The organism is Streptomyces sp., from assembly GCF_031181555.1.
In the GTDB taxonomy this organism is placed as follows: domain Bacteria; phylum Actinomycetota; class Actinomycetes; order Streptomycetales; family Streptomycetaceae; genus Streptomyces; species Streptomyces fimbriatus.
The window spans coordinates 1-25,185 of the sequence record NZ_JAPSKQ010000016.1 but is presented as its reverse complement, the minus strand read 5'-3'; the positions used below and the strand labels follow the sequence as shown (position 1 = coordinate 25,185).

Annotated in this window: 23 protein-coding genes, 1 rRNA gene and 1 riboswitch; of the genes, 9 read left to right on the top strand and 15 right to left on the bottom strand. The window is 71.3% G+C overall.

Going from position 1 to position 25,185, the window contains the following annotated elements; all coding sequences use genetic code 11:
• Positions 1 to 40: 40 nt before the first annotated feature.
• Positions 41 to 661: a PadR family transcriptional regulator gene (locus tag RIM90_RS05880; protein WP_309059483.1), complete on the bottom strand. Its 621-nt coding sequence runs from the start codon at positions 659 to 661 to the stop codon at positions 41 to 43.
• 175 nt (positions 662 to 836) lie between these two features.
• On the opposite strand from RIM90_RS05880, the gene RIM90_RS05875 reads away from it, so the two are divergent.
• Positions 837 to 1,646: a PhzF family phenazine biosynthesis protein gene (locus RIM90_RS05875; protein WP_309059482.1), complete on the top strand. Its 810-nt coding sequence runs from the start codon at positions 837 to 839 to the stop codon at positions 1,644 to 1,646.
• Positions 1,647 to 1,757: 111 nt separating this feature from the next.
• Here the strand turns inward: RIM90_RS05875 and RIM90_RS05870 are convergent, their stop codons facing one another.
• Positions 1,758 to 2,558 carry a type II CAAX endopeptidase family protein gene (locus RIM90_RS05870; protein WP_309059481.1) on the bottom strand — a complete coding sequence of 267 codons (801 nt, stop codon included), beginning with the start codon at positions 2,556 to 2,558 and terminating at the stop codon, positions 1,758 to 1,760.
• An 81-nt stretch (positions 2,559 to 2,639) separates the two neighbouring features.
• Positions 2,640 to 4,157 carry a glutamate-cysteine ligase family protein gene (locus tag RIM90_RS05865; RefSeq protein ID WP_309059480.1) on the bottom strand — a complete coding sequence of 506 codons (1,518 nt, stop codon included), beginning with the start codon at positions 4,155 to 4,157 and terminating at the stop codon, positions 2,640 to 2,642.
• A 563-nt stretch (positions 4,158 to 4,720) separates the two neighbouring features.
• On the opposite strand from RIM90_RS05865, the gene RIM90_RS05860 reads away from it, so the two are divergent.
• The 7 genes from RIM90_RS05860 to RIM90_RS05830 all read left to right on the top strand — a co-directional run bounded on the left by RIM90_RS05860 (position 4,721) and on the right by RIM90_RS05830 (position 10,627).
• The gene (locus RIM90_RS05860; RefSeq protein ID WP_309059479.1) at positions 4,721 to 5,305 is read left to right on the top strand and encodes a hypothetical protein; all 585 of its coding nucleotides are present in this window, start codon (positions 4,721 to 4,723) and stop codon (positions 5,303 to 5,305) included.
• A gap of 414 nt (positions 5,306 to 5,719) precedes the next feature.
• Complete coding sequence (locus RIM90_RS05855; protein WP_309059478.1) at positions 5,720 to 5,920, top strand: DUF5999 family protein; 201 nt, start codon at positions 5,720 to 5,722, stop codon at positions 5,918 to 5,920.
• Between the two features lie 246 nt (positions 5,921 to 6,166).
• Positions 6,167 to 7,201, top strand: coding sequence for a LacI family DNA-binding transcriptional regulator (locus tag RIM90_RS05850; protein ID WP_309059477.1), 1,035 nt, complete (start codon positions 6,167 to 6,169; stop codon positions 7,199 to 7,201).
• 54 nt (positions 7,202 to 7,255) lie between these two features.
• Complete coding sequence (locus RIM90_RS05845; RefSeq protein WP_309059476.1) at positions 7,256 to 7,651, top strand: helix-turn-helix transcriptional regulator; 396 nt, start codon at positions 7,256 to 7,258, stop codon at positions 7,649 to 7,651.
• A 168-nt stretch (positions 7,652 to 7,819) separates the two neighbouring features.
• Positions 7,820 to 8,623 (top strand): molybdate ABC transporter substrate-binding protein, encoded by an 804-nt coding sequence (gene modA / locus RIM90_RS05840; RefSeq protein ID WP_309059475.1) that lies wholly within the window; start codon positions 7,820 to 7,822, stop codon positions 8,621 to 8,623.
• Between the two features lie 74 nt (positions 8,624 to 8,697).
• Positions 8,698 to 9,513 (top strand): ABC transporter permease, encoded by an 816-nt coding sequence (locus RIM90_RS05835; RefSeq protein ID WP_309059474.1) that lies wholly within the window; start codon positions 8,698 to 8,700, stop codon positions 9,511 to 9,513.
• Positions 9,514 to 9,529: 16 nt separating this feature from the next.
• Complete coding sequence (locus RIM90_RS05830) at positions 9,530 to 10,627, top strand: ABC transporter ATP-binding protein (protein WP_309059473.1); 1,098 nt, start codon at positions 9,530 to 9,532, stop codon at positions 10,625 to 10,627.
• A gap of 83 nt (positions 10,628 to 10,710) precedes the next feature.
• On the opposite strand, the gene gcvP is transcribed toward RIM90_RS05830, so the two are convergent.
• Entirely contained in the window at positions 10,711 to 13,596 is a 2,886-nt protein-coding gene (gcvP, locus tag RIM90_RS05825; protein ID WP_309059472.1) for an aminomethyl-transferring glycine dehydrogenase, read from the bottom strand.
• Positions 13,597 to 13,770: 174 nt separating this feature from the next.
• A riboswitch (glycine riboswitch) is annotated at positions 13,771 to 13,866 on the bottom strand.
• A gap of 113 nt (positions 13,867 to 13,979) precedes the next feature.
• Here gcvP and RIM90_RS05820 point away from each other — a divergent pair.
• Positions 13,980 to 14,354: a PRC-barrel domain-containing protein gene (locus RIM90_RS05820; RefSeq protein WP_309059471.1), complete on the top strand. Its 375-nt coding sequence runs from the start codon at positions 13,980 to 13,982 to the stop codon at positions 14,352 to 14,354.
• A gap of 299 nt (positions 14,355 to 14,653) precedes the next feature.
• On the opposite strand, the gene RIM90_RS05815 is transcribed toward RIM90_RS05820, so the two are convergent.
• The 11 genes from RIM90_RS05815 to rrf form a co-directional block, all read right to left on the bottom strand.
• Positions 14,654 to 16,039, bottom strand: coding sequence for a DNA polymerase IV (locus tag RIM90_RS05815; RefSeq protein WP_309059470.1), 1,386 nt, complete (start codon positions 16,037 to 16,039; stop codon positions 14,654 to 14,656).
• Positions 16,040 to 16,077: 38 nt separating this feature from the next.
• Entirely contained in the window at positions 16,078 to 16,761 is a 684-nt protein-coding gene (locus RIM90_RS05810; protein ID WP_309059469.1) for a MerR family transcriptional regulator, read from the bottom strand.
• A gap of 219 nt (positions 16,762 to 16,980) precedes the next feature.
• Positions 16,981 to 17,454: a bifunctional nuclease family protein gene (locus tag RIM90_RS05805; protein WP_004934251.1), complete on the bottom strand. Its 474-nt coding sequence runs from the start codon at positions 17,452 to 17,454 to the stop codon at positions 16,981 to 16,983.
• Positions 17,455 to 17,538: 84 nt separating this feature from the next.
• A complete protein-coding gene (locus tag RIM90_RS05800) occupies positions 17,539 to 18,279 on the bottom strand; it encodes a MerR family transcriptional regulator (RefSeq protein ID WP_309059468.1) in 741 nt (246 codons plus the stop codon).
• A 42-nt stretch (positions 18,280 to 18,321) separates the two neighbouring features.
• Entirely contained in the window at positions 18,322 to 19,278 is a 957-nt protein-coding gene (locus tag RIM90_RS05795; RefSeq protein WP_309059467.1) for an FHA domain-containing protein, read from the bottom strand.
• A 61-nt stretch (positions 19,279 to 19,339) separates the two neighbouring features.
• On the bottom strand, positions 19,340 to 20,251 hold the full coding sequence (locus RIM90_RS05790) for a DUF881 domain-containing protein (RefSeq protein WP_309059466.1): 912 nt from the start codon (positions 20,249 to 20,251) through the stop codon (positions 19,340 to 19,342).
• 5 nt (positions 20,252 to 20,256) lie between these two features.
• Complete coding sequence (locus RIM90_RS05785) at positions 20,257 to 20,589, bottom strand: small basic family protein (protein WP_003988855.1); 333 nt, start codon at positions 20,587 to 20,589, stop codon at positions 20,257 to 20,259.
• Entirely contained in the window at positions 20,586 to 21,422 is an 837-nt protein-coding gene (locus tag RIM90_RS05780; protein WP_309059465.1) for a DUF881 domain-containing protein, read from the bottom strand. Before RIM90_RS05780 ends, RIM90_RS05785 begins: the two co-directional genes overlap by 4 nt.
• Before the next feature lie 168 nt (positions 21,423 to 21,590).
• Positions 21,591 to 24,086, bottom strand: coding sequence for a mannose-1-phosphate guanyltransferase (locus RIM90_RS05775; RefSeq protein WP_309059464.1), 2,496 nt, complete (start codon positions 24,084 to 24,086; stop codon positions 21,591 to 21,593).
• Between the two features lie 113 nt (positions 24,087 to 24,199).
• Positions 24,200 to 24,808, bottom strand: coding sequence for a CDP-alcohol phosphatidyltransferase family protein (locus tag RIM90_RS05770; RefSeq protein WP_309059463.1), 609 nt, complete (start codon positions 24,806 to 24,808; stop codon positions 24,200 to 24,202).
• A 109-nt stretch (positions 24,809 to 24,917) separates the two neighbouring features.
• Positions 24,918 to 25,034, bottom strand: a 5S ribosomal RNA gene (gene rrf / locus RIM90_RS05765).
• Between the last annotated feature and the right edge of the window lie 151 nt (positions 25,035 to 25,185).

The following is a 25,185-nucleotide window of genomic DNA, read 5'->3' as shown; positions in this document are numbered from 1 at the left end:
CACGAGCACACGCTCGCGCCGGGCCCGGGGCCCGCCGGGGTCAGTCCTCGTCGGCGAGGATCAGGTACAGCTTCTTGCGGGCCTCGTTGATGACGGCGAGCGCCTTGTCCCGCTGCTCCTTGCTGCCGGTCTTCCAGACCTGCCCGAAGGCCTCCATCAGTCCGAAGCCGGCCTGCCGGATCTCGCCCAGCGCCTCCCAGTCGACCCCGCGGGAGGCTTCCTCCCAGGGGGCGTCGGGGCCTTCGTCGGCCGCCGTGCGACCGGCGTCGGTGAGGGAGAACAGCTTCTTGCCGCCCTCGCTCGCGCTCGCGATCAGCCCCTCGTCCTCCAGCAGCTGGAGGGTGGGGTACACCGAGCCGGGGCTGGGCTTCCACGCCCCGCCGCTGCGTTCGGCGATCTCCTGGATCATCTCGTAGCCGTGCATGGGCCGGTCCTTCAGCAGGGCCAGGATCGAGGCCCGTACGTCACCGCGCCGCGCCCTCCCCCTCGGCCCGCCGCGCCCTCGTCCGCCCCACGGGCCGTGCCCGAAGCCCGGACCGAAGGGGCCACCGGGGCCGCCCGGACCGAAGGGCCCGAACGCCGCGCGCAGCCGGTCGAAGTCGCCCCGGCCGCCGCGCGGGCCGCCGTGACGGTGTCCATGCTCGAAACCATGGGTGTGCATCGCCACCACTCCATTCCATCGTCGATCTGTCACGATGCTTCAACGATATATCGGAACACTTCGACCGACAACCCCGCCCCGCCGGACTGCCCGGTCAAAAGCCCCTCCCAAAACCGGTCCAGTGCCCGCACATTGGCCTTGGTCCGCGGCTTCGCGCAGGCCTTACGGTCGGGACATGCGGATTCGAATCGTCGACGCCTTCACCGACCGGCCCTTCGCCGGCAACCCGGCAGGGGTGCTGCTCCTGGACGCCTTCCCGGACGACACCTGGCTCCAGAACGTCGCCCTGGAGGTCAACCACGCCGAGACGGCCTTCGCCCACCCGCTCCCCGAGGGCGGCGAGGCCGACTGGGCCCTGCGCTGGTTCACCCCCGCCACCGAGGTCGCGATGTGCGGCCACGCGACCCTGGCCACCGCACACGTCCTGCACACCACCGGCGCGCACGAGGGCCCGGTGCGGTTCGCCACCCGCAGCGGCGTCCTCGTCGCCGCCCCCGGCGAGGACGGTTCCGTCACGCTGGACTTCCCCACCGCACCGCTCACCCCGGTGGACATCCCCGAGGGTGTCGCCGACGCGCTGGGCGCCGCGCCGCGCGCGGCGTGCGACACCGGTCCGCACGTCGGGGACCTGCTCGTCGAGGTCGCCGACGAGAAGACGGTCCACGCCCTGCGCCCCGACCTCAAGGCGCTCGGCGCCCACTCCGCGCGCGGCATCATCGCCACCGCCCGCGCCGAGGACCCCGCGCGGGGCTACGACTTCGTCTCCCGCTGCTTCTTCCCGAACGTCGGCATCGACGAGGATCCCGTCACCGGCAGCGCCCACACCGCGCTGGCCCCCTACTGGGCCGAGCGCCTCGGCGCCACCCGCCTCACCGGCCTCCAGGCCTCGTCCCGCTCCGGCCTCGTCCGCACGGAGGTGCGCGGCGAGCGCACCCTGCTGAGCGGGCGGGCGGTGACGGTCATCGAGGGCGAACTGCTCGTCTGAGCCCGGAAGCGACGGAGTCGGGGAAGGACAAGGGGCGTGCGGCACAGCCGTACGCCCCGCACTCCCGGCCCCTCGCCCCCGGCCCCCTCGTCCCGGTCCCCGTCCGGGTGCTCAGGCCGTCGGCAGCCAGTCCACCCTGCCCGCCAGCAGCGCGTAACCGACGAACGCCCCGATGTCGAGCAGCGTGTGGGCGACCACCAGCGGCCCCACACGGCCCCAGCGCCGGTACAGGTACACGAACACCACGCCCATGACCATGTTCCCGATGAAGCCGCCGATGCCCTGGTAGAGGTGGTACGAGCCGCGCAGCACCGAACTGGCCGCCAGCGCGGCGCCCGGGGACCAGCCCAGCCGGTCCAGCCGGCGCAGCAGGTAGCCGACGACGATGACCTCTTCGAGGATCGAATTCTGCATCGCCGACAGGATCAGCACGGGGTACTTCCACCACACCTCGGGCAGCGCCTCCGGCACCACCGTGAGGTTGAAGCCGAGCCCGCGCGCGGCCAGGTAGAACGCGATGCCGCTGCTGCCGATGACCGCCGCGATCACCGCTCCGCGGCCGAGGTCGGGCCAGGGGCGGGTGCGGTCGAAACCGAGGGTGCGCAGTCCCGCGCCCTCGCGCAGCAGGAAGTGCGCGACGAGCGCCACCGGTACCAGCGCCGTGGTGATCCCGAAGAGCTGCCAGGCCAGGTCCAGCCAGGGGCGGCCCGGGGCGGCCGAGGCGTTGAGCGTGGCCGCCTGGTCCTTCAGACCGCCCGGTTCGGTGACCGAGCCGAGGAAACTGATCAGCGCGGACACGCCGCTCGCGCCGAGTGAGAGCGCGAGCACGAGCAGCGTCTCGTTGCGGAGCGTCGTCCGCGAGAGCCTGCGCTCAGGGTACGAATCGGCCGCCGGGCCCGCCTCCGCCTGCACACCTGCCTCCACATCACCGATCGGTCCGATCAGTATGAGGGCAGTGGCCGTGCGCCCGGCGCGGCGGTCCGCGCGAAGCGGTCAGGCCGTCGGTACCGGTTCCGGCAGGCCCACCGGCCAGGTGTGCACCGGATCGCCCCGCACCATCAGCTCGCGGTAGCGGCGGGTGGTGGCGGCCAGCGCGGCCTCGCGGCCGAGTCCCAGGTCCAGGGCCCGGTGGAAGGTCGAGGCCTGCCAGGTCGCACCGTTCACCCGGCGCCGGCACCGCTCCTCGATCACCCCGAGGTACAGGTCGCGGTCGGCGGGTTCGATCCCCCACGCGTCCAGCCCGGCCTCGGCGAGCGGCAGCAGTTCGTCGCGCACGAGGGTGACCGCGTCCACCTCGGCCGTACCGCCGTAGCGGCCGCGCCGGGGCCAGGTGAGGCGGGCGTCGATGCCGTCCTTGCAGGCGGCGTCGAAGTTGGCGGCGGCCGCCTCGAAGGGCAGCCGGCTCCACACCGGCCGGCTGTCCTCGGCGAGGGCGCGGACCACGCCGTAGTAGAAGGCCGCGTTGGCGATGACGTCGGTGACGGTGGGCCCGGCGGGCAGCACGCGGTTCTCCACCCGCAGGTGCGGGACGCCGTCGGCGATGCCGTAGACCGGGCGGTTCCACCGGTAGACGGTGCCGTTGTGCAGGACGAGCTCGGCGAGGCTGGGGACGCCGCCCCGGTCCAGCACCTCGAGGGGGTCCTCGTCGTCGCAGATCGGCAGCAGGGCCGGGAAGTAGCGCAGGTTCTCCTCGAAGAGGTCGAAGGCCGAGGTGATCCACCGCTCCCCGAACCAGGTGCGCGGCCGCACCCCCTGGGCCTGGAGCTCGGGCGGGCGGGTGTCGGTGGACTGCTGGAACAGCGGGGGCCTCGACTCGCGCCACAGCTCGCGGCCGAAGAGGAAGGGGGAGTTGGCGCCCACCGCGATCTGGGCGGCGGCGACGGCCTGCGCCGCGTTCCACACGTCGGCGAAGCGGTCCGGGGTGACCTGGAGGTGCAGTTGGACGGAGGTGCAGGCGGCCTCGGGCGCGATGGACTTCGAGGTGCAGCTGAGGTGCTCCACGCCGTCGATGTCGAGCTTGAAGTCCTCACCGCGCGCGGCCACGATCTGATCGTTGAGCAGGGTGTAGCGGTCGACGGCGGAGAGGTTCGAGGAGACCAGGTCGTCCCGGTCCAGCGTCGGCAGGATGCCGATCATCACGATGCCCGCGTCGACCTCGCCGGCTTTTCGGTCGGCATAGCCGAGCGAGGTGCGCAGTTCCTCGTCGAGCCGGTCGAATACCCGCCCGCCCAGACGGTGGGGGGCGATGTTGACCTCCAGGTTGAACATGGCGAGTTCTGTTTGGAAATCCCGGCTCGCGATGCGTTCCAGGACTTGCGCATTCAACATTTTCGGCATGCCGTCGGCGCCCGCGAGATTCAATTCGATCTCCAGCCCCATGAGGTTCCTGGGGCGGTCGAACCGCTTCTCCGCCAGGAGTCGCTCCAAGCCCGTCAGACACCTGCGGAGCTTGTCGCGGTAGCGCTGGCGATCGGACAGGTCGAACTGACCTGCCGCGACCTTCTCCCCCATCGAAGCGTCCCTCCTCGGATGGGCGGACCGAAGATCGGCCGCCGGGGTCGTGGTGCACAAGGGAGGATGCCCCGTCAATGCGATCGATAACGCCCCGGACGGACTCGTCGGCCGCTACGCTGGTGGACGGTGACCAGTGGCACATTCACGGGGCATGGCACGTAACGCACGTTACGGGGGCGCTGCGAACTCGTGAAAAACGTCGACGGCAATGAGCCGACCGCCCCGCGGTCGTTTTCCGAGGTCATCGCCGCGCGCCCCATCTGAAATCGGGATGATTTTCGCGTTTCACCGACCAAAAGTACCCTTGTTTCGCGGGCCGAAAACAGCTAGGTGAAACACAGTCTGAACACGTGTCGTATAAACTTCGTGCACAAGGCAGAAGGTTGGCGCCCACGGTCGAGCGATCCAGTCGACGAGGTGATGTGGCGGCAGGCCTCACCCCCACCTCTCGTGCTCCGGCCCCGGCCCCTGCCTCTCTGACCTTCGCGAGCTGACAACGCCGTCCGCCCCGCCCGCCCCGCCCTCGCGCCCCTGTGCCTTCGAATGAGAGGCGACCCACCATGCCGCTGCACGCCCCTCCCGCTCCCGCGCCCGCACTGCGTTCCGTCCTGACCGCGCTCTCCTCCCCCACCGCGGTCCGCGAAGCCCGAACCCCCTCCCTGCTCGGCACGCAGGGACCCGCCTCGCCCGAGCTGCCCCTGCCCGTGCACGTCCTGGACCGGATCACCGCCGAGGGCGTGTCCGCGACGCGACTGGCCGGGTGGCGCTTCCTGATCCGCTGCGGCGATCGCGCCGTGGCCGCCGCGGACACCGTGCTCACCCCCGACGGCTGGGCCTTCTCCCGCTTCTTCGAGGGCCCCTACGTCGCCTCCACCGAGCTCGCACTGCGCCAGGCCGAGGCCGTGCCGCAGCCGTACCAGCCCCGGCTGCTGTCGGTGCCCGGCCTCTACATGCTGACGCTCTGGCTGCACGGCGACCCCACCGCGGACGCGGCCACCGGGCACCCGGCCGCCACCGACCTGCTCGTCCCGCTCGCCCCGGCACCGCCCGGGATCGCGGCCCACCGCCCGCACCGGGTCGCCGAACTGCTCCCGGTGCTGACCCTCCGGGTGACACCCACCCGACTGCTCGGCTCCCCGGCCTGACGCCCCGCGCCGTCCGGCTCCGTGTCCCCCGCCGCCCGGAATTCCGGGCGGCGGGGGACACGCTGTTTCCCCGTCCCTTCCCGTTTCCCGGCTCCTCCCGCACCACCCACGCTCGTACGAGCGGCAAATGGCTCGTACGAGCCGGAAAACCCCTCGCGCCGCCGGACTAGCCCCATTCGGTCACGCCGAACCACCCGAAGTGACAGTGCAGTTGAGGTGAACCGTCCGCGCGGGTGATGCGTCATCAACCTGTGAGGAGCGGTGCCGCGAAATCCCTGCGGATCGTCGTCCGTGGGGCAACACTGGTTTCCGACCGACTTATCACAACGGGGGGCGGCCATGAACGAGACCTCACGCCGCGGAACTGACACGACAGCCATCCCACAGGTCACCACAGAGCGAAAGATCCCACCCATGTGCCAGCACCAGCCACCGTGCCCCTCAGCCGACTCCGCCGACCGGGAATCCGCCCGTCTCGTGGCGCACCACCCGGAGCAGGGATGGAGCCTGCTGTGCAACGGTGTCGTGCTCTTCGAGGACACCGGTGAGCTCCTGCCCGACGGCAGGATCATCGCCCCGCAGCGCTCCCGGGGCACCAGCCTGACCACCGCCTGAGCACGGCCGGGCACAGCGGGGCCCGTGCCGAGGGCACGAGGGGCCGGACCGCAGGACCTCCTGCGAACCGGCCCCGACGCGTGCCCGGGGCGTATCACCCACCGTGGTCCGGCGCACGGCCGGGGTGACGGCCGGCCCCACGGCCCCTTCCGAGCGGGGAGTCCGTCTCGTGGCACCTTCCCACGGGCGTCCGCCTTCCGGAAGACTCCTGGAAGTTTCGCGGGTTCCCGTCACGGAGGTGGGCAAGTGGCAGCACATGGGGCCGGCGCCGAGGGCAGAGTCACGATCACGGAGATCGCCCGGCGGGCCGGCGTCTCGGTGCCGACCGTCTCCCGCGTGGTCAACGGCCGCTCCGACGTCTCCCCGCGGACCCGGGCCCGGGTCGAGGACCTGCTGCGCCGCCACGGCTACCGCAAGCGCCCCACGGCCCCGTCCTCCCGGGCGGCTCTGCTCGACCTGGTCTTCGACGACCTCGACAGCCCCTGGGCGGTGGAGATCCTCCGCGGGGCCGAGGAGGTCGCCCACGGGGCCGGGGTGGGCACGGTGGTGTCGGCGATCCACGGACGCTCCGGTGACGCCCGGGAGTGGATGCGCAATCTGCGGGCGCGCGCGTCCGACGGCGTCATCCTCGTGACCTCGGCCCTGGAACCGGCGCTGCACGAGGAGCTGCAAATCCTCGGGGTACCGCTCGTGGTCGTGGACCCGGCGGGCTCCCCCGCTCTGGACGTGCCCGCCATCGGCGCCGCCAACTGGTCGGGCGGTCTGGCCGCGACCGAGCATCTGCTGGCCCTGGGGCACCGCAGGATCGGTCTGATCGCCGGACCACCGCGCCTGCTCTGCTCCCGGGCCCGGCTCGACGGCTACCGGGCGGCGCTGGAGGGCCGCGGCATCGCGGTCGACGCATCGCTGATCGTCCCCGGTGACTTCCGCCCGGAGTCCGGGCTCGCCGGCTGCAACGCCCTGCTGGACCTGCCCGAGCCACCGACCGCGGTGTTCGCGGCCAGCGACCAGATGGCACTGGGCGCGATCGAGGCACTGCGGCGGCGCGGCCTGAGGGTGCCGGAGGACATGAGCGTGGTCGGCTTCGACGACCTCCCGGAGGTCCGCTGGTCGGCTCCGCCGCTGACCACGGTCCGCCAGCCCCTGGCGGACATGGGCAAACTCGCCGTCCGCACGGTGCTCCGCCTCACCCGCGACGAACAGCCGGACTCGCCCCGCGTGGAGCTGGGCACGGACCTGGTCGTACGGGCGAGCACGGCGGTTCCGGCGAAGCGGGACTGACGGACGGGGCGGCCCGGGCCGCGGTGCCGTCCGCGCCGCCCTATCGTGACCGGCATGCAGTCCTACACGATCGGCCAGGCAGCACGACTGCTCGGCGTGAGCCCGGACACCGCCCGCCGCTGGGCGGACGCGGGCCGGATCACCACCCACCGCGACGACAGCGGACGGCGGCTCATCGACGGACGGGACCTGGCCGCGTTCTCGGTCGAACTCGCCAGGGCGGGCACCGCCGAGGAGGGCGCCCCGTACACCTCGGCCCGCAACGCCTTTCCCGGCATCGTCACCGCGATCAAGCTCGGTGACGTCGCCGCCCAGGTCGAGATCCAGGCCGGCCCGCACCGCCTCGTCTCCCTGCTCACCCGGGAGGCCGTCGAGGAGCTGGGACTGGAGGTGGGCGTGGAGGCCACCGCGCGCGTGAAGTCAACCAACGTCCACATCGACCGCGCCTGACGGGGACGAGGACCTCTCGTGCGAACGCACGTGCCCGCCTCTCCGCTCTTTTCCCTGGCTCATGCGATGTGACAGGTGACTTCTTCCTGGCAGATGCGTCAGTATCATCGGCGTATCGGAGGTGCTGTGTCCGCCTCCTCCCCGGCCCGTAGAGGGAGTGCCGCCGAGATGCCCCGTTCCGCGCACCGTCTCCAAAGTGCCCTGCGGACCGCAGGTGCCGGAGCCGCCGTCCTCCTGGCGCTGAGCGGCTGCTCCGCGTCCGGCTCGAGTGCCTCGGGGACCGGCGAGGACGGTCCCTCCGGAACGGTCACCGTCTTCGCGGCCGCCTCGCTCACGGAGAGCTTCACGACGCTCGGCGAACGGTTCGAGAAGGAGCACCCGGGGACAGAGGTCACCTTCAACTTCGGCGGCAGCGACACCCTGGCCGCCGGCATTTCCGGCGGTGCCCCGGCCGACGTCTTCGCGGCGGCCAGCACCGGGACGATGAAGCTCGTCACGGACGAGGGACACACGGCGGGCAGCCCGAGCACGTTCGTCCGCAACCGTCTGGAGATCGCCACCCTGCCCGGCAACCCGCACGGAATCGGCTCCCTGAAGGATCTGACCGCGCCCGGCCTGAAGGTCGTGCTGTGCGACAGCACGGTGCCCTGCGGTTCGGCCGCGCGGACGGCCCTCACGGCCGCCGGCGTCGAACTGACGCCGGTTTCCTACGAGCAGGACGTCAGGAGCGCCCTGACGAAGGTCGAGCTGAAGGAGGCCGACGCCGCCGTCGTGTACCGGACGGACGTGAGGGCCGCGGGTGACAAGGTGGAGGGCGTGGAGTTCCCGGAGTCGGCCGAGGCCGTCAACGACTATCCGATCGCCCGCCTCGAGAGCGCCCCGAATCCGACGGCGGCGAAGGCGTTCGTCGCCCTGGTGAAGTCCCCGGAGGGCCGGAAGGTCCTGACCGGGGCCGGATTCCTCGCGCCGTGACCGGCCGGCACGGCACCCCGCCGGACCCGGGCGCGCCCGCTCCGCCCGACGGCGGCCGGAGCGGGACACGGACCGTGAGGGCCCCCCGCACGGCACGCCCCCGCACCCCCGGACGCGGCGTCCCCCTCCCCCTCCTCGCGCCCGCCCTCCTGGGCCTCGCCTTCCTCCTGGTCCCCCTCCTCGCTCTCCTCCTCCGGGCTCCCTGGCGCAGCCTCCCCGAGCAGTTGACCAGCCCCGAGGTGTGGCAGGCGCTGCGCCTGTCGCTGGTCTGCGCCACGGCGGCGACCGTGCTGAGCCTGGTCATCGGCGTCCCGCTGGCCTGGCTGCTGGCCCGTACGGACTTCCCCGGCCGCGGCCTGGTCCGCGCCCTGGTGACGCTTCCGCTGGTCCTCCCCCCGGTGGTGGGCGGCGTCGCCCTGCTGCTCGCCCTGGGCCGCAATGGTGTCGTCGGCCAGTGGCTGGACGCCTGGTTCGGCATCACCCTGCCCTTCACCACCACGGGCGTCGTCCTCGCCGAGACGTTCGTGGCGATGCCGTTCCTCGTCATCAGCGTCGAGGGCACGCTGCGGGCCGCCGACCCGCGCTACGAGGAGGCGGCCACCACTCTGGGCGCCTCCCGCTTCACCGCGTTCCGCCGGGTCACCCTGCCGCTGATCGCCCCGGGCATCGCGGCCGGCTCCGTCCTCGCCTGGGCGCGGGCCCTCGGTGAGTTCGGCGCGACGATCACCTTCGCCGGCAACTTCCCCGGCCGCACCCAGACCATGCCGCTCGCGGTGTACCTCGCCCTGCAGAACGACCCGGCCGCCGCGATCGCCCTCAGCCTGGTGCTGCTGGCGGTGTCCATCGCCGTACTCGCCGGACTGCGGGACCGCTGGATGAGGACGGTCTGACACCGTGCCCGAGACCATGCCGAAGAATCCCGGGAAGAGGCCCGGCCCCACCGGCACCGCGCCCGGACCGGCCGCCGAGGGCCTCGACGCGCGGCTCGTCGTCGACCGCGGCACCTTCCGCCTGGACATCGCGCTCACCGCCGCGCCCGGCGACGTCGTCGCCCTGCTGGGCCCGAACGGCGCCGGCAAGACCACCGCCCTGCGCGCCCTCGCGGGCCTCACGCCCCTCACGGCGGGCCATCTGCGGCTGGACGGCGCCGAACTGCACCGCACGCCGCCCGAGTCGCGCCCGATCGGCGTCGTCTTCCAGGACTATCTGCTCTTCCCGCACCTGACCGCCCTCGACAACGTGGCCTTCGGACCGCGCTGCCGGGGCACCGGCAAGGCGGAGGCCCGTGCGCAGGCCGCCGAGTGGCTGGACCGCATGGGCCTGGCGGAACACGCCGGGGCCAAGCCCCGCCGTCTCTCCGGCGGCCAGGCCCAGCGCGTGGCCCTCGCCCGCGCCCTGGCCACCCACCCCCGGCTGCTGCTCCTGGACGAACCGCTCGCCGCCCTGGACGCCCGCACCCGGCTGGAGGTGCGTGCCCGGCTCCGCCGCCATCTGGCCGCCTTCGAGGCCGTCGCCGTTCTGGTCACGCACGACCCGTTGGACGCCATGGTGCTGGCCGACCGGCTGGTCGTCGTGGAGCAGGGCCGGATCGTGCAGGAGGGCACGCCCTCCGACATCGCCCGCCACCCCCGCACCGAGTACATCGCCCAGTTGGTCGGCCTCAACCTGTACCGCGGACAGGCCGACGGCCACACGGTCCGGCTCGACGCCGGCCCCACGGTGAGCACCACGGAGGACCTCTCCGGCCCCGCCTTCGTGGCGTTCCCGCCCGGCGCCGTGACCCTCTACCGCGACCGCCCCACCGGCTCCAGCGCCCGCAACCTCTGGCGCTGCGAGATCGCCGGCCTGGAGCCTCACGGCGACCAGGTCCGCGCCGAGCTCACCGGCGAACTCCCCCTGGCCGCCGACCTCACCACGGTCGCCGCGGCCGAACTGGACCTGCATCCGGGCGCCCCGGTCTGGGCGACGGTCAAGGCCGCGCAGACCCACGCGTACCCGGCGTAGCGCACGACGGGCACGCGCACGGGAAGAGGGCCCCGCCCGGCCGCACGGCCGAAGCGGAGCCCTCACGTCCCGCCTCCGGCGGGTCAGTCCTCGTACGCGTCCAGCGGCGGGCAGGAGCACACCAGGTTCCGGTCGCCGAATGCCTGGTCTATGCGGCGCACCGGCGGCCAGTACTTGTCGGCGGCGTTCACCCCGGCGGGGAACACGGCCTCCTCGCGTCCGTACGCGTGCTCCCACTCCCCGCCGAGCACGGCGGCGGTGTGCGGGGCGTTGCGGAGCGGGTTGTCGTCCGCGGGCCACTCGCCGGAGCCGACCTTCTCGATCTCCGCGCGGATCGCGATCATCGCCTCGCAGAACCGGTCGAGCTCGGTCAGGTCCTCGGACTCGGTCGGCTCGATCATCAGCGTGCCGGCCACCGGGAACGACATCGTCGGCGCGTGGAAGCCGTAGTCGATCAGCCGCTTGGCCACGTCGTCGACGCTGACGCCGGTCGCCTTGGTCAGCGGGCGCAGATCGATGATGCACTCGTGCGCGACGAGCCCGCCGGGGCCGGTGTAGAGCACCGGGTAGTGCGGCTCGAGGCGCTTGGCGATGTAGTTGGCGCTGAGCACCGCCACCTGCGTGGCCCGCTTGAGCCCCTCGCCGCCCATGAGCCGGACGTACGCCCAGGAGATCGGCAGGATGCCCGCCGAGCCCCACGGCGCCGCCGAGATGGGCCCGACGCCGGTCTCCGGGCCGGCCCCGGGCTGGAGCGGGTGGTTCGGCAGGTAGGGGGCGAGGTGCGCCCGCACACCGACCGGGCCGACGCCGGGACCGCCGCCGCCGTGCGGGATGCAGAAGGTCTTGTGCAGGTTCAGGTGCGAGACGTCACCGCCGAAGTGGCCCGGCTTGGCGAGGCCCACCAGCGCGTTGAGGTTGGCGCCGTCCACGTACACCTGGCCGCCGGCCTCGTGCACCTGCGCGCAGATGTCGGCGACGTGCTCCTCGAACACGCCGTGCGTCGAGGGATACGTGATCATCAGCACCGCCAGCTCGTCGCGGTGCTGCTCGATCTTCGCCCGGAGGTCCTCGACGTCGATCTCGCCGTCGTCGGCGGTCTTGACGACGACGACCTTCATGCCGGCCATCACGGCGCTGGCCGCGTTGGTGCCGTGCGCGGAGGACGGGATCAGGCAGACGGTGCGCTGCTCGTCACCGTTGGCCCGGTGGTAGCCGCGTACGGCGAGCAGACCGGCCAGTTCGCCCTGGGAGCCGGCGTTGGGCTGGAGGGACACCTTGTCGTAGCCGGTGACCTCGGCGAGCCGCTCCTCCAGCTCGTGGATGAGCGTGAGGTAACCCTGCGCCTGCTCGGCGGGCGCGAAGGGGTGCAGCTGCCCGAACTCGGGCCAGGTGACCGGCTCCATCTCGGTGGTCGCGTTGAGCTTCATGGTGCAGGAGCCCAGCGGGATCATGCCGCGGTCCAGCGCGTAGTCCCGGTCGGCGAGACGGCGCAGGTAGCGCAGCATCGCGGTCTCGGAGCGGTGCTGGTGGAAGACGGGGTGCGTGAGGTACTCGTCGGTGCGCAGGAGCGCGTCCGGCAGCGCGTCCCCGGCGACCTCGTCCAGCGCCTCGACGTCGCCCTCGATGCCGAAGGCGCTCCACACGGCGGCGAGCCGGTCCCGGGTGGTGGTCTCGTCACAGGCGATCGAGACGTGGTCGGCGTCGACGAGACGCAGGTTGACGCCGTTGCCGCGCGCGGCGGCGACGACCTCGGCGGCCCGCCCCGCGACCCGCACGGTCAGCGTGTCGAAGTAGGAACCGTGCACGATCCCGGCGCCGCCGGCCCGGAGGCCCTCGGCGAGGACCGTCGCGTACCGGTGGGTGCGCCGCGCGATGGTCCGCAGCCCCTCGGGGCCGTGGTAGACGGCGTACATCCCGGCCATGACGGCGAGCAGCACCTGGGCGGTGCAGATGTTGCTGGTGGCCTTCTCGCGGCGGATGTGCTGCTCACGGGTCTGCAGCGCCAGCCGGTAGGCCCTGTTCCCGTCCGCGTCGACGGAGACGCCGACGAGCCGCCCGGGCAGGCTGCGCGCCATCTTCTCCTGCACGGCCATGTATCCGGCGTGCGGCCCGCCGAAGCCCATCGGCACGCCGAAGCGCTGCGTCGTACCGACCGCGATGTCCGCGCCGAGCTCACCGGGCGACTTCAGCAGCGTGAGGGCGAGCAGGTCGGCGGCGACGGTGACGAGCGCGCCGAGTTCGTGCGCCTGGTCGATCACCGGCTTGATGTCGCGTACGGCACCGGAGGCGCCCGGGTACTGGATCAGCACACCGTTGATCTCGCGCTCGGCGACCTCGGCGGGGATGCCCTCGCTCAGGTCGGCGACGACGACCTCGACGCCGGTCGGCTCGGCGCGGGTCTCGATCACGGCGATGGTCTGCGGCAGCGCGTCCGCGTCGACCAGGAACAGGCCCTTCTTGTTCTTGCCCATGCGCCGCGACAGCGCCATCGCCTCGGCGGCGGCGGTGCCCTCGTCCAGCAGGGAGGCACCGGAGGTCGGCAGGCCGGTGAGCTCGGCGACCATCGTCTGGAAGTTCAGCAGCGCCTCGAGCCGCCCCTGCGAGATCTCCGGCTGGTACGGCGTGTACGCCGTGTACCAGGCCGGGTTCTCCATCACGTTGCGCAGGATGACGGGCGGGGTGAACGTCCCGTAGTACCCGAGCCCGATCATGGAGCCGAGCACCTCGTTGCGGTCGGCCAGCGCTCGCAGCTCGGCCAGCACCTCGGCCTCGCTCCGCGCATCCGGCAGGTCCAGCGCGTCGGCGTTCTTGATCACATCCGGGACCGCGGCGGCCGTCAGCTCGTCGAGCGAGCCGTAGCCGACCTGCGCGAGCATCTTGGCCCGGGCCTCGTGGTCGGGGCCGATGTGGCGCTGCTCGAAGGGCGTTCCCTGTTCGAGCTCGGAGAGCGGGGTGCGATGGGCGGTCATTGCGGAGGCCTCCTGGTCTGACGACCTTCGGGGGGCACCACGGCACGGGTGCCCGGACGGCCTCCCCCTCTGTCATCTCAACCTGAGAGCTTCACCGGATCGCCCGAAGGCGTCCGGCTTTCACCGTCGGTGAGAGCGGAAGCCGTCGACACCCGCCCTGCTTTCCAGAGTGACCTCGTCCGTGCGGTACGTGGGCCTGAGAGATTCCGGGGAGGATTTGCTCCTTCGGCGCCTCCGATGGTGCCTGGAGGACTCTCCCGCACGGGGTCAGCAGCCGTTTGCCAGCGTACCAGCGAGGGCCGCGCACAGGTCTTCGAGTGGCCGCTCCGCCGATTGTGCCGTTTGGTAGTGCTTACGGATGGGTTGCGACCAGTGGAGGGCCTGTGCAGACCGACATCGATCCGCGCCACCTGATCGGCCGCAAGGCGTTCGACCGCAACGGGACCCGGATCGGCACGATCGACGAGGTCTATCTCGACGACGCCACCGGCGTACCGGAGTGGGCGGCCATACGCACCGGCCTGTTCAGCAGGGACGCCTTCGTTCCCCTGGAGCCCAGCGAGCTGATCGACGGCGCCCTCCACGTCCCCTTCGAACGCGCCCTGATCAAGGACGCCCCGGACTTCGGCGTCGGCCGCCACCTCTCCCCGGAGCAGGAACTCCAGCTCTACCACCACTACGGCCTGGACGTCGCCGCCCCTCCCCCGCTCCCGGAGCGCGACTTCGGCAGACTGGCGGGCAAGGACGAATCGGCCTGAGCGTCCGCGCTCCTCGGCAGCACGTCGTGGTGCTCGGGGGCCGTCGCGCCGCGGCGGCAGCCGCCTTCCGGCCCGGACGTCCCGACCGCCCCTCACCCGACCCGGTCCGCCGGCGCCCCGCTCACGAACCGCACCCGGCCCTGCGGTCGCAGCCGCGGCCGGGCCGCCCGGGGACTCCGTCCGTCCCCCACACGCACGGCCGCACACCGCCGAACCACAGACCGTCCTCACCGCGGCGCCGCGGAAGCCCACAGTCCACGCACCCCGGTCCCGCACCCGGGGGCCCTGCCGCCACCCGCTCACGGGCCCGCCGAACCCGCTCCGCCGGCCTCCGCCCGCTCGCTCTCCCCGGGTCTTCGCGCCACCAGCGGCAGCGGTTCCGCCGGCTCCAGATCCGGGTCGTCGATCCGGAAGGTCCTCACCCGTCCCGGCTCCGAACCGGGCGTCTCGAAACGCACCGTGACCCGCCCCAGCCCACTGCCCTGTACCCACCCATGGCCGTACGCGGCGTGCCGCACGTCGTGCCCCGCCGGCCATCGCCGCTCGGTGGCGGTCTGCCGCTCCTCCGCGGGCGCGGCCTCGGGCTCCTCGTCGAGGGCGTCCTCGCGCGCGCCCGCCGCCTGGGCGAACAGGTCCTCCTGCGTGTAGTCGGCCAGTCCGCTGACCCCCACGCCCAGCAACCGCACCCCGCCCGTCGTGTCGACCGACTCCAGCAGCCGCGCCGCCGCCTCCCGTACCACCGCCGGATCGTCCGTCGGCCCCCGCAGCGTCTCGGAGCGGGTGAGGGTGGAGAAGTCGTACCGCCGCACCTTCAGCACGATGGTCCGCCCCGACAGCCCCGCCCCCCGCAGCCTTCGCACGCACCGGTCGGCGAGCCGCTGCACCTCCGCCCCCACCCGCACCCGGTCGTGGATGTCCACGTCGTACGTGTCCTCGACCGACACCGACTTCGTCTCCCGCTCGGCCACCACGGGCCGCTCGTCCCGCGCCAGCGCCATGGCGTACAGCGCGTGCCCGTGGGCCCTGCCCAGCAGCCGTACGAGCTCGTCCTCCCCCGCCTCGGCGAGCTCGTCGACCGTGTGGATCCCGGCCCGCCTGAGGTGATCGCCGGTGGCCGGTCCCACGCCCGGCAGCGTCCGCACCGGCAGCGGTCCCAGCAGCGCCCGCTCGGTGCCCGGCTCGATCAGCACCAACCCGTCCGGCTTCGCCTGCTCGGAGGCGATCTTCGCGAGCATCTTGGAGGCCGCGAGCCCCACCGACCCGGTGAGCCCCGTGACCGCCCGGATGTCCGCACGCAGCTTCGCACCGGCCAGCCGCGCCGACCGTTCGTCCCAGGCCGTGCCGCCGGCCTCCAGGTCCACGAACGCCTCGTCCAGGCTGAGCGGCTCGACCAGCGGTGACAGGTCCCGCAGCAGCCCCATGACCTGTTCGCTGATCGACCGGTAGAGAGCGAAGCGGGGCACCAGGTAGGCGGCGTTCGGCGCGAGCCGCCGGGCCTGCGCCATGGGCATCGCCGAATGGACGCCGAAGACGCGGGCTTCGTACGAGGCGGTGGCGACCACACCGCGTGGCCCGAGCCCGCCCACGATCACGGCCTTCCCGCGCAGGCTCGGCTTGGACGCCTGTTCCACCGTGGCGAAGAAGGCGTCCATGTCGAGGTGCAGGATCGTGGGCGAAGATCTCACATGTCCGATGCTGCCCTACACCACTGACAACGCCGTCCTCAGACGGCGCGGTTCCGCCGCCGTGCCAGCTCGTCCGCCGGATTGTGGCCGACCAGCGTCTCCCCGGTGTCGATGCGCTCCCCGTGCAGCTGTGACAGCGCGCTCTCGACGTCCCGCCACACCACGCCCACGGCGATGCCGAAGATGCCCTGGCCGCCCTGGAGCAGGGCATGCACCTCGTCGGGCGAGGTGCACTCGTAGACCGTGGCTCCGTCGCTCATCAGCGTCATGCGCTCCAGGTCGCTGAAGCCGCGCTCGCGCAGGTGCCGGACGGCGGTGCGAATGTTCTGCAGGGACACACCGGTGTCGAGGAACCGTTTGACGATCTTCAGGACGACGACGTCGCGGAAGCTGTACAGCCGCTGTGTGCCGGATCCGTGGGCGGGCCGCACACTGGGCTCGACCAGCCCCGTTCGGGCCCAGTAGTCGAGCTGCCGGTAGGTGATGCCGGCGGCCGCGCAGGCCGTGGGGCCCCGGTAGCCGATCTGCTCGGACGCCATGGACGTCGCCCCTCCGCTGCTCGGCACGGCCGTCGGCCGCTGCGGAGCGTGTTCGGTCGCGCTGCCGTGCTGGGGGAATCCCCCGCTCGAGCGGAGCCGGGAGCCCGGGGGAGAGAACGGCCCGCCCGCCCCGAGACTGCGTCCGGGGGCACCCCCAGCCGTACCGTCGCCGCTGCTTCTCACGCCGACCTCCGTCCTTGACCTGCCTCCTCGACGGTAGGCAGTCACCAAGGGTGCGTCAACGATCGCCACACTCGGCACGCCGAGTGATAATCACCCTAAGAGTGGTTTCCCGTGCCCCTCCGCGGGGAAAGGCTAGCCGAATGCCTTCCGCACCGGCCGGGTGGCGCCTCTCGGCCCCACCGGCCCGGCGGGCACCGGGACCCCGACGACCGCGGCCCCTCACTGGTTGCTGGTTCCGAAGTCCTCCGGCGAGATCTGGTCGAGGAACTCGCGGAACTTCTCCACCTCGTCCTCCTGCTCGTCCGGAATGGCGATCCCGGCGTCGTCGAGCACCGTGTCGCTGCCGTAGATCGGCGTCCCCGTGCGCAGTGCCAGCGCTATGGCGTCGGACGGCCGGGCGCTCACCTCGACCCCGCTGGCGAAGACCAGCTCCGCGTAGAAGACCCCCTCGCGCAGATCCGTGATGCGCACTTCCGTGAGCTCCTGACCGACGGCCTCCAGCACGTCCTTGAACAGGTCGTGGGTCAGCGGCCGTGCGGGGGCCATGCCCTGCTGAGCGAAGGCGATGGCCGTCGCCTCCCCCGGTCCGATCCAGATGGGGAGGTAGCGGTCGCCGCCCACTTCACGCAACAGCACGATCGGTTGGTTGGAGGGCATCTCGACCCGGACACCTACGACATCGAGCTCGTTCACACAGCAACCCTAGGCCGTGCTCGGGACGTTTGGGTAGTCGGGCAGGGAACGGGTGGCCGATCCGGCCCCCCGAACCCGTCCGGCTCAGGGCAGCCTCACCCCGAGCGCCGTCTGCACCAGCGCCGCGTGCAGCTTCACCGTGAGCCCCGCCAGCTCCTTCGTACGGGCCTCCGCGTGGGCTCTGGTCTGCGGGTTCCGGTGGCGTCTCAACGGGGCGACGAGCTGGTCCACCAGGCCGGCCTCCCGGTCGGCGGCGGCCTTCATGGCCCTCAGGTGACGGGGCTCGATCCCGAACCGCCCCAACTCGGTGATCAGCTCGGCGACGGTGACCGCCTCGGCGTCGTACACCCCCTCCTCCACCGGGGTGAGCAGCCCGTACGACTCCCACTCCGCGAGCTCCCGCTCGTCGATGCCGGCGGCCGCCAGCAGCTGGGCACGCCCGATGCGGGCCGCCGTGGGCGCCTCGGAGGCGGGCTCGTGAGCGGCCTCCCCGTCACGCGGCCGGCTCAGCACCGGCAGCTGGACGGCCTCGCCGCGCTCCATGGCCTCCAGGTGCTCACGGATCACCTTGAGCGGCAGGTAGTGGTCCCGCTGCATCCTCAGGACATGGCCGAGGCGCTCGACGTCCCCGGCACTGAACTTGCGGTACCCCGAGGGGGTCCGCTGCGGCTCGATGAGCCCCTCCGACTCCAGGAAGCGGATCTTGGAGATGGTGACCTCGGGGAACTCCTCGCGCAGCACGTTCAGCACCGTGCCGATGCTCATCAGCCCGGTGTCCGCGGCGGCGGCACCGTCTCCGGCACCGCCGCTCGGTGTGTGAAGCATGGACCTTCCCTGGTGATCCCCCGGACGGAATCCGGGGGAAGGTCAGTAGCCCCGCTGGCTCGCGTAGAAGACCAGCCTGTACTTGCCGATCTGCACCTCGTCGCCGTTCGACAGGGCGACCTGGTCGATCCGCTCGCGGTTGACGTACGTGCCGTTCAGGCTGCCCACGTCGGCCACCGTGAAGGAGCCGTCCGGGCTGCGGCGGAACTCCACGTGCCGCCGGGAGACCGTCACGTCGTCCAGGAAGATGTCGCTCTGCGGATGGCGTCCGGCCGTGGTCAGATCGCCGTCCAGGAGGAAGCGACTGCCCGAGTTCGGACCACGGCGCACGACCAGGAGCGCGGACCCCATCGGCAGGGCGTCGACGGCCGCCTGCGCCTCCGGGGAGAGCGTCGGCATCGGCGTCTGCCCGGTGGCCTCGGCGTCGTAGGCCTCGAGACCGGAGATCGAGATCGTGGACGTCGTCTCGGAGGGGCGCTCCGGGGTGACTCCCGGCCTGAGCGGCGCGCCGCAGTTGGAGCAGAAGCGGCTGTTCTCCGCGTTGCGGTTACCGCACCTCGTACACACCAGGGCCGACATGGACGGATCCTCCTGCCGCGGCTGCCCACCGGGGGCATGGGACGCGTACGGGTCGGAAAACCCTCCACCCGTACCTGAGGTTGACGGTTGCCCGAAACCTATGCCGCCCGACTGCGCAGGGTCAACCGACGGCGCGCCCTGACCTCCGGCGGCGTCCGCGCCCGGACCGGCGACCTGGTCCCGGAACAGCGGACGCTGGCCTTCCGCGTCAGGCTGTGCGCGATGGCGAGCGGTCGCGTTGTCGCTGCCCTCTCGCGCGCTCTTGCCGAACAACTTCGCAAACAACTTCACGGGCGATTCCCCTTGACCGAAACAGACCCGCCCGTGGGGCAGGACGAACCCTGACTGAACACATTGGCCGACCCGGACATCCTCACAACGTCCGCCTCCGCCAGACAGTTTCCACCACGCACCACCCATTCGGTGCGCCGACCCCCCGCAACCTCATGCCCTCGCCGGACGTCCCCCATGCACCCCCGGTTCACCGGGAGGACGACCGAGCGTAGTCAGGCCGCTTCGCGGCCCGCAAGGCATCCACGACGATCTTGGTGGACCGCTCCACGGTAACGGTGGCCCGTTCCTTCTCGAGGGTCTGCACCACACCTCCCGGGATGTTGAGCGCCGGCTCGAGGTCCTGCGGCTTGCCGATGACCTTGAAACGATAGGGCGCGTTGATCTTGTTCCCGTCCACGCCGACACCGTTGCCGGAATCCGTCAGGTAGGTGCCCGCCACGACCCGCACACCGTTCACCTGGATCGCCTCGGCACCGGCCGCGCGCAGCTCCTGGATGGCGTCGAGCAGCATGTCCGCCTCGACCGTTCCCTTCGTGTCCTCGATGGTCATCGTGATGCCGGGCCCCTGCGCGGCCACCGTCCCCGCCAGGACGCCGAGTTGCCGTTCCTTCTCGATCGTCTGCCTGCGGGCCTCCTCGGCCTGGTCGGAGCTGTTCTCCAGCTCGTCGCGCTGCTTCTCGAGTCCCTGCTTCTCGTCCTCAAGACGCTGTGTGCGGTCGTCGAGTTCATCGAGGATGCGCACAAGATCTTCCTGCCGTGCCCCGCGCAGCGCGCTGTCGCTGTCGCTGTTCGAGGCCACCTGGACCGCCAGCCCGAAGCCCAGGCCGAACAGCAGCAGGGCCACGATGAGTTGGGCCCGGGTCACCCGCGGCGGCCACAGCCCCTTCACCAGCCGCTGCCGCCCGGTGAGCTGGGGGCCTGGCCCGGTGCCCGGCACCTCCGCGGACGCGGACGCGCTCGCGGGCACCTCGGCGGGCAGTTCCTTGCGCAGGCTGCTCGCGGATGCGGTCTCGGGAGCGGGCCTGGGCCGCGGGGCCGGCGCGGGCCTGGGCGGGGACACCTGCGCGGGCGTCGGCTCGTCGTGCTCGTGCTCACTCATCGGCCTCACGCCCGGAACACGTGCCGACGGATCGCCGCGGCGTTGGAGAAGATACGGATACCCAGGACGACCACGACGCCCGTGGACAGCTGGGCCCCCACGCCGAGTTTGTCGCCGAGGAACACGATCAGCGCGGCGACGACCACGTTCGACAGGAACGACACCACGAAGACCTTGTCGTCGAAGATGCCGTCGAGCATGGCACGCAACCCTCCGAACACGGCGTCGAGCGCCGCGACGACGGCGATCGGCAGGTAAGGCTCGACGACCGCCGGAACCTCGGGCCGGACCAACAGTCCGGCCACGACTCCCACGACGAGGCCCAGTACGGCGATCACGATGTGCCTTTCTCGGTTATCGGCTGTGCGGTACGTACGATCACACTCGGTGCGGCGGGCAGCCGGAGGTCGTCCTCCGCGGAGAGGGCCGTCCGGATGCCGTAGTTCTCCTGCAGGACGTGCAGATACAGCCCGTCCGCGCTGTTCCGGAACCGGTCCCTCAACTGCGGTCCGTCCCCCACCGCGAGCACCGTGTACGGCGGTACCAGCGGCCTGTTGTCGACCAGTATCGCGTCTCCGGCGGCCCTGATCGCCGACAGGGCGGTCAACCGCTGCCCGTTGATGGAGACGGCCTCGGCGCCGGATTCCCACAAGCCGTTGACCACGCGCTGCAGGTCGCGGTCACGGACCCGTCCGGTGTCCGAGAATCCGGAGGCCGACCGCGGGTCGCCGTCACCGCCCGCGGTCGTGTCCTCGGCGTCGTTCACCACGAGCCGCACGCCGGGGCCGTGCACCGCGACGGCCCCCGCCAGGACGCCCACCAGCTCGGACCGGTCGCTCCCGCCGCTGTCGCGGAGCGCCTCGCGCTGCCGCGCGCCGACCTCCTCGCGCAGCTCGTCGATGCTGTCCTCGAGCTCGTCGGCCGCCTCGGTCTCCTGGTCGATGCGGTCGATCAGCTCCTCGCGCTCCTTGGCGACGACGGGAGCCTCGACCCGGGCCTGCGCGGCTCCGACGGTCACGATCAGGGCGGCGAGCACCAGGCCGGCGGCGAGACCCAGCCGTGCCCTGAGGGTCTTCGGCATGCCGCCGTCGCCGTCGGCCTTCTTCCGCGCGGCGGCCTCGGCGTATCCGTCGTCGAGGCTGTGGTCCATGACGTTGGTGATCAGCGACATGGACGCGTCCGGACGCGGGGGCCGCCGGGGTGTGCTCCGAACGGGGGGTTGCTGCGGCATGCCGCACATCGTCGCACGCCACGGCCCCTGCTTTCGAACAAGCCCTACCGGCGTGCCGGACAGGCCCCGTTGGGGACACTTGTCCGGCACGCACGCGTACCGTCCGTTCTACCGTCCCGCGCTGTCCACGACCGCCGACCACTCGTCGAGCAGGGCCTGGGCGGAGGCGTCGTCGGGTCCTTCGGCCCACAGGTGGGTGACCGCCTCGGCCGGATCGGGCAGCACCATCACCCAGCGGCCGTCCGTCTCCACCACGCGCACGCCGTCGGTGGTGTCCACGTACCGGTCCCCGGCCGCCTCGACCACCCGCCGCATCACCAGTCCCTTGACGGCCCACGGGGTCGCCAGGTCCCGCTTGAGCACGTGCGCCCGTGGGATGCGCGCGTCGATCTGGCTGAGCGTGAGCTGCGTCCGTGCCACCAGCCCGATGAGCCGCACGAAGGCGGCGGTGCCGTCGTAGACGCTGCTGAACTCCGGAACGATGAAGCCGCCCCTGCCGTCACCGCCGAAGATCGTCCCTTCCTCGCCGCCCACCCGCGTGAGGTCGTCGGGCGAGGTCGTCGTCCACTCGACCTGGGTGCCGTGGTACGCCGCCACCTGCTCGGCGATCCGGGTGGTGGTCACCGGCAGCGCGACCCGGCCGCTGCGCCGTTCGGCCGCGATGAGGTCGAGCATCACGAGCAGCGCCCGGTCGTCCTCGATGATCCGCCCCTTCTCGTCGACCAGGGACAGCCGCTCACCGACGGGGTCGAACCGCACGCCGAACGCGGCGCCGGAGGACGCCACGATCTCCCCGAGCCGCATCAGTCCCGAGCGTCGCATGTCGGCCGTCTCGGTCGGCCTGGACTCGTCGAGACCGGGGTTGATGGTCAGCGAGTCCACGCCCAGCTTGCCGAGCAGGCTCGGCAGCACCAGGCCGGCGCTGCCGTTGGACGCGTCCACGACCACCTTCAGCCCGGACTCCGCGATCCCGGTGATGTCGACGTTGCGCAGCAGCGACCCGGTGTACGAGTCGAAGACACTCGCGGGGAAGTGCAGATCACCGATCTCACCGGGGAACGCACGCCGGTACTCCTGCCGCGCGAACACCCGGTCCAGCTTGCGCTGGCTGCCCTGCGACAGGTCGGCGCCCTGACCGTCGAAGAACATGATGTCGACCGAGTCCGGCACGCCGGGCGTGGTCCGGATCATGATGCCGCCGGCACTGCCCCGCGCGGTCTGCTGCCGGGCCACGGGCAGCGGCACGTTCTCCAGGTCCCGTACGTCGATGGCACTGGCCTGCAGCGCGGAGATGACCGCCCGCTTCAGCGCCCGGGCACCGCGGGAGTGGTCGCGGGCCGTGGTGACGGTCGAGCCCTTCTTCAGCGTCGTCGCGTACGCGCCGGCCAGGCGCACGGCGAGTTCGGGCGTGATCTCGACGTTCAGGATCCCGGACACACCACGGGCACCGAAGAGATGCGCCTGCCCCCGCGACTCCCAGATCACCGAGGTGTTGACGAAGGCACCGGCCTCGATGGTCTTGAACGGGTAGACCCGCACATTGCCCTGGACGATCGATTCCTCACCGATCAGGCACTCGTCACCGATGACGGCGCCGTCCTCGATCCGCGCCGCGCGCATGATGTCGGTGTTCTTGCCGACGACACAACCGCGCAGGTTGCTGTGCGGTCCGACGTACACGTTGTCGTGGACGACGGCCTTGTGCAGGAAGGCACCGCTCTTCACGACGACGTTCGACCCCACGACGGTGTGCTCGCGGATTTCGGCGCCGGCCTCGACCTTGGCGTAGTCACCGATGTACAACGGCCCCCGCAGTACGGCATCGGGGTGCACCTCGGCGCCCTCGGCCACCCACACGCCCGGGGAGATCTCGAAGCCGTCGATGTCGACGTCGACCTTGCCCTCGAGGACGTCGGCCTGTGCCTTCACATAGCTCTCGTGCGTGCCGACGTCCTCCCAGTAGCCCTCGGCGACGTAGCCGTAGATGGGCTTGCCTTCCTTCATCAGCTGCGGGAAGACGTCACCGGACCAGTCGACGGGCACATCGGCCTCGACGTAGTCGAAGACCTCGGGCTCCATGACGTAGATGCCGGTGTTCACCGTGTCGGAGAAGACCTGTCCCCAGGTCGGCTTCTCGAGGAAGCGCTCGACCCTGCCCTCCTCGTCCACGATGGTGATGCCGAACTCCAGCGGATTGGGCACCCGGGTCAGACAGACGGTGACCAGGGCTCCCTTTTCCTTGTGGAAATTGATCAGTTCGGTGAGGTCGAAGTCGGTCAGCGCGTCGCCGGAGATGACGAGAAAAGCGTCGTCCTTCAGTGCCTCCTCGGCGTTCTTGACGCTTCCGGCTGTACCGAGTGGCTTCTCCTCGTTGGCATAGGTGAGCTCCATTCCGAGCTCTTCGCCGTCACCGAAGTAGTTTTTGACCAGCGACGCCAGGAACTGGACAGTCACAACGGTTTCGTTGAGCCCATGCCTTTTGAGCAGCCGCAGAACATGCTCCATGATCGGCCGGTTGGCCACCGGCAGGAGCGGCTTGGGCATGCTTGAGGTCATGGGACGAAGGCGGGTGCCTTCGCCTCCGGCCATCACGACGGCCTTCATGTCGGAAGCGTCCTCCTTGAAGAGACGACGGTCTGGCCGACTTCACCCACCGAGATTGTCCCGCACTTTCCCTGCGGGCCATCGCGCTCCCTTGCGCGTGTCAATCAGCGAGTTCAATCGGCCACGGTGTCCGCCCGAACCAGACGGCGGACCTGGACCACGTAGAGGACTCCTGCCCACCAATACAGGGTTGTACCCCATCCGGCGAACGCCCATCCGAAAATAGCAGCGAGTGACGAGATCCAGCCGGTTCCGTCACTGAGCAGGAGCAGCGGGAAGGCGTACATCAAGTTGAAGGTGGCGGCCTTCCCCAGGAAGTTCACCTGCGGCGGCGGATAGCCGTGCCGCCGGAGGATGCCCACCATCACCAGCAGAACGAGCTCACGTGCCAGCAGTACGGCGGTCAGCCAGAGCGGCAGAATCTCGCGCCAGGTGAGGCCGACCAAAGTCGAGAGAATGTAGAGCCGGTCGGCCGCGGGATCGAGAAGCCGGCCGAGGCTGCTGATCTGGTTCCACCGGCGCGCCAGCTTGCCGTCCAGATAGTCGCTGACGCCGCTGAGAGCCAGCACCAGGAGCGCCCAGCCGTCACTCTTCGGGCCACCGAACTCGGGCCTGAGGATCAGCCACAGGAAGAGGGGTACGCCAACGAGCCGCGCCATGCTGAGCATGTTCGGGATGGTGAGGACACGGTCCGTCTGGACCCGCGTCTCCTGGACCTCCACCCGGGAGCCTCCTGTGAGAAACGTGCCGATGATGCCCCCTGACCTTACCGCAACGCAAAAAAGCTCCGGCTCTCGGGCTGCATGCCCAAGAGCCGGAGCTCTAAAAGGAGTTCGGCGGCGTCCTACTCTCCCACAGGGTCCCCCCTGCAGTACCATCGGCGCTGTAAGGCTTAGCTTCCGGGTTCGGAATGTAACCGGGCGTTTCCCCTACGCTATGACCACCGAAACACTATGAAACAGACAACAACCAGCCGGCCGAAAAGACGGCCTGATCGTTCGTGGTTTCAGAACCAACACAGTGGACGCGAGCAACTGAGGACAAGCCCTCGGCCTATTAGTACCGGTCACCTCCACACCTTGCGGTGCTTCCAGATCCG

Coding starts and splice junctions, on each gene's coding strand:
- gcvP (WP_309059472.1), bottom strand. CDS start 13,596: ATGACCGCCCATCGCACCCCGCTCTCCGAGCTCGAACAGGGAACGCCC.
- RIM90_RS05865 (WP_309059480.1), bottom strand. CDS start 4,157: ATGGGGGAGAAGGTCGCGGCAGGTCAGTTCGACCTGTCCGATCGCCAG.
- RIM90_RS05790 (WP_309059466.1), bottom strand. CDS start 20,251: ATGAGTGAGCACGAGCACGACGAGCCGACGCCCGCGCAGGTGTCCCCG.
- RIM90_RS05855 (WP_309059478.1), top strand. CDS start 5,720: ATGTGCCAGCACCAGCCACCGTGCCCCTCAGCCGACTCCGCCGACCGG.
- RIM90_RS05780 (WP_309059465.1), bottom strand. CDS start 21,422: ATGTCGCTGATCACCAACGTCATGGACCACAGCCTCGACGACGGATAC.
- RIM90_RS05775 (WP_309059464.1), bottom strand. CDS start 24,086: ATGAAGGCCGTCGTGATGGCCGGAGGCGAAGGCACCCGCCTTCGTCCC.
- modA (WP_309059475.1), top strand. CDS start 7,820: ATGCCCCGTTCCGCGCACCGTCTCCAAAGTGCCCTGCGGACCGCAGGT.
- RIM90_RS05880 (WP_309059483.1), bottom strand. CDS start 661: ATGCACACCCATGGTTTCGAGCATGGACACCGTCACGGCGGCCCGCGC.
- RIM90_RS05795 (WP_309059467.1), bottom strand. CDS start 19,278: ATGGGTGGTGCGTGGTGGAAACTGTCTGGCGGAGGCGGACGTTGTGAG.
- RIM90_RS05875 (WP_309059482.1), top strand. CDS start 837: ATGCGGATTCGAATCGTCGACGCCTTCACCGACCGGCCCTTCGCCGGC.
- RIM90_RS05830 (WP_309059473.1), top strand. CDS start 9,530: ATGCCGAAGAATCCCGGGAAGAGGCCCGGCCCCACCGGCACCGCGCCC.
- RIM90_RS05800 (WP_309059468.1), bottom strand. CDS start 18,279: ATGCTTCACACACCGAGCGGCGGTGCCGGAGACGGTGCCGCCGCCGCG.
- RIM90_RS05860 (WP_309059479.1), top strand. CDS start 4,721: ATGCCGCTGCACGCCCCTCCCGCTCCCGCGCCCGCACTGCGTTCCGTC.
- RIM90_RS05845 (WP_309059476.1), top strand. CDS start 7,256: ATGCAGTCCTACACGATCGGCCAGGCAGCACGACTGCTCGGCGTGAGC.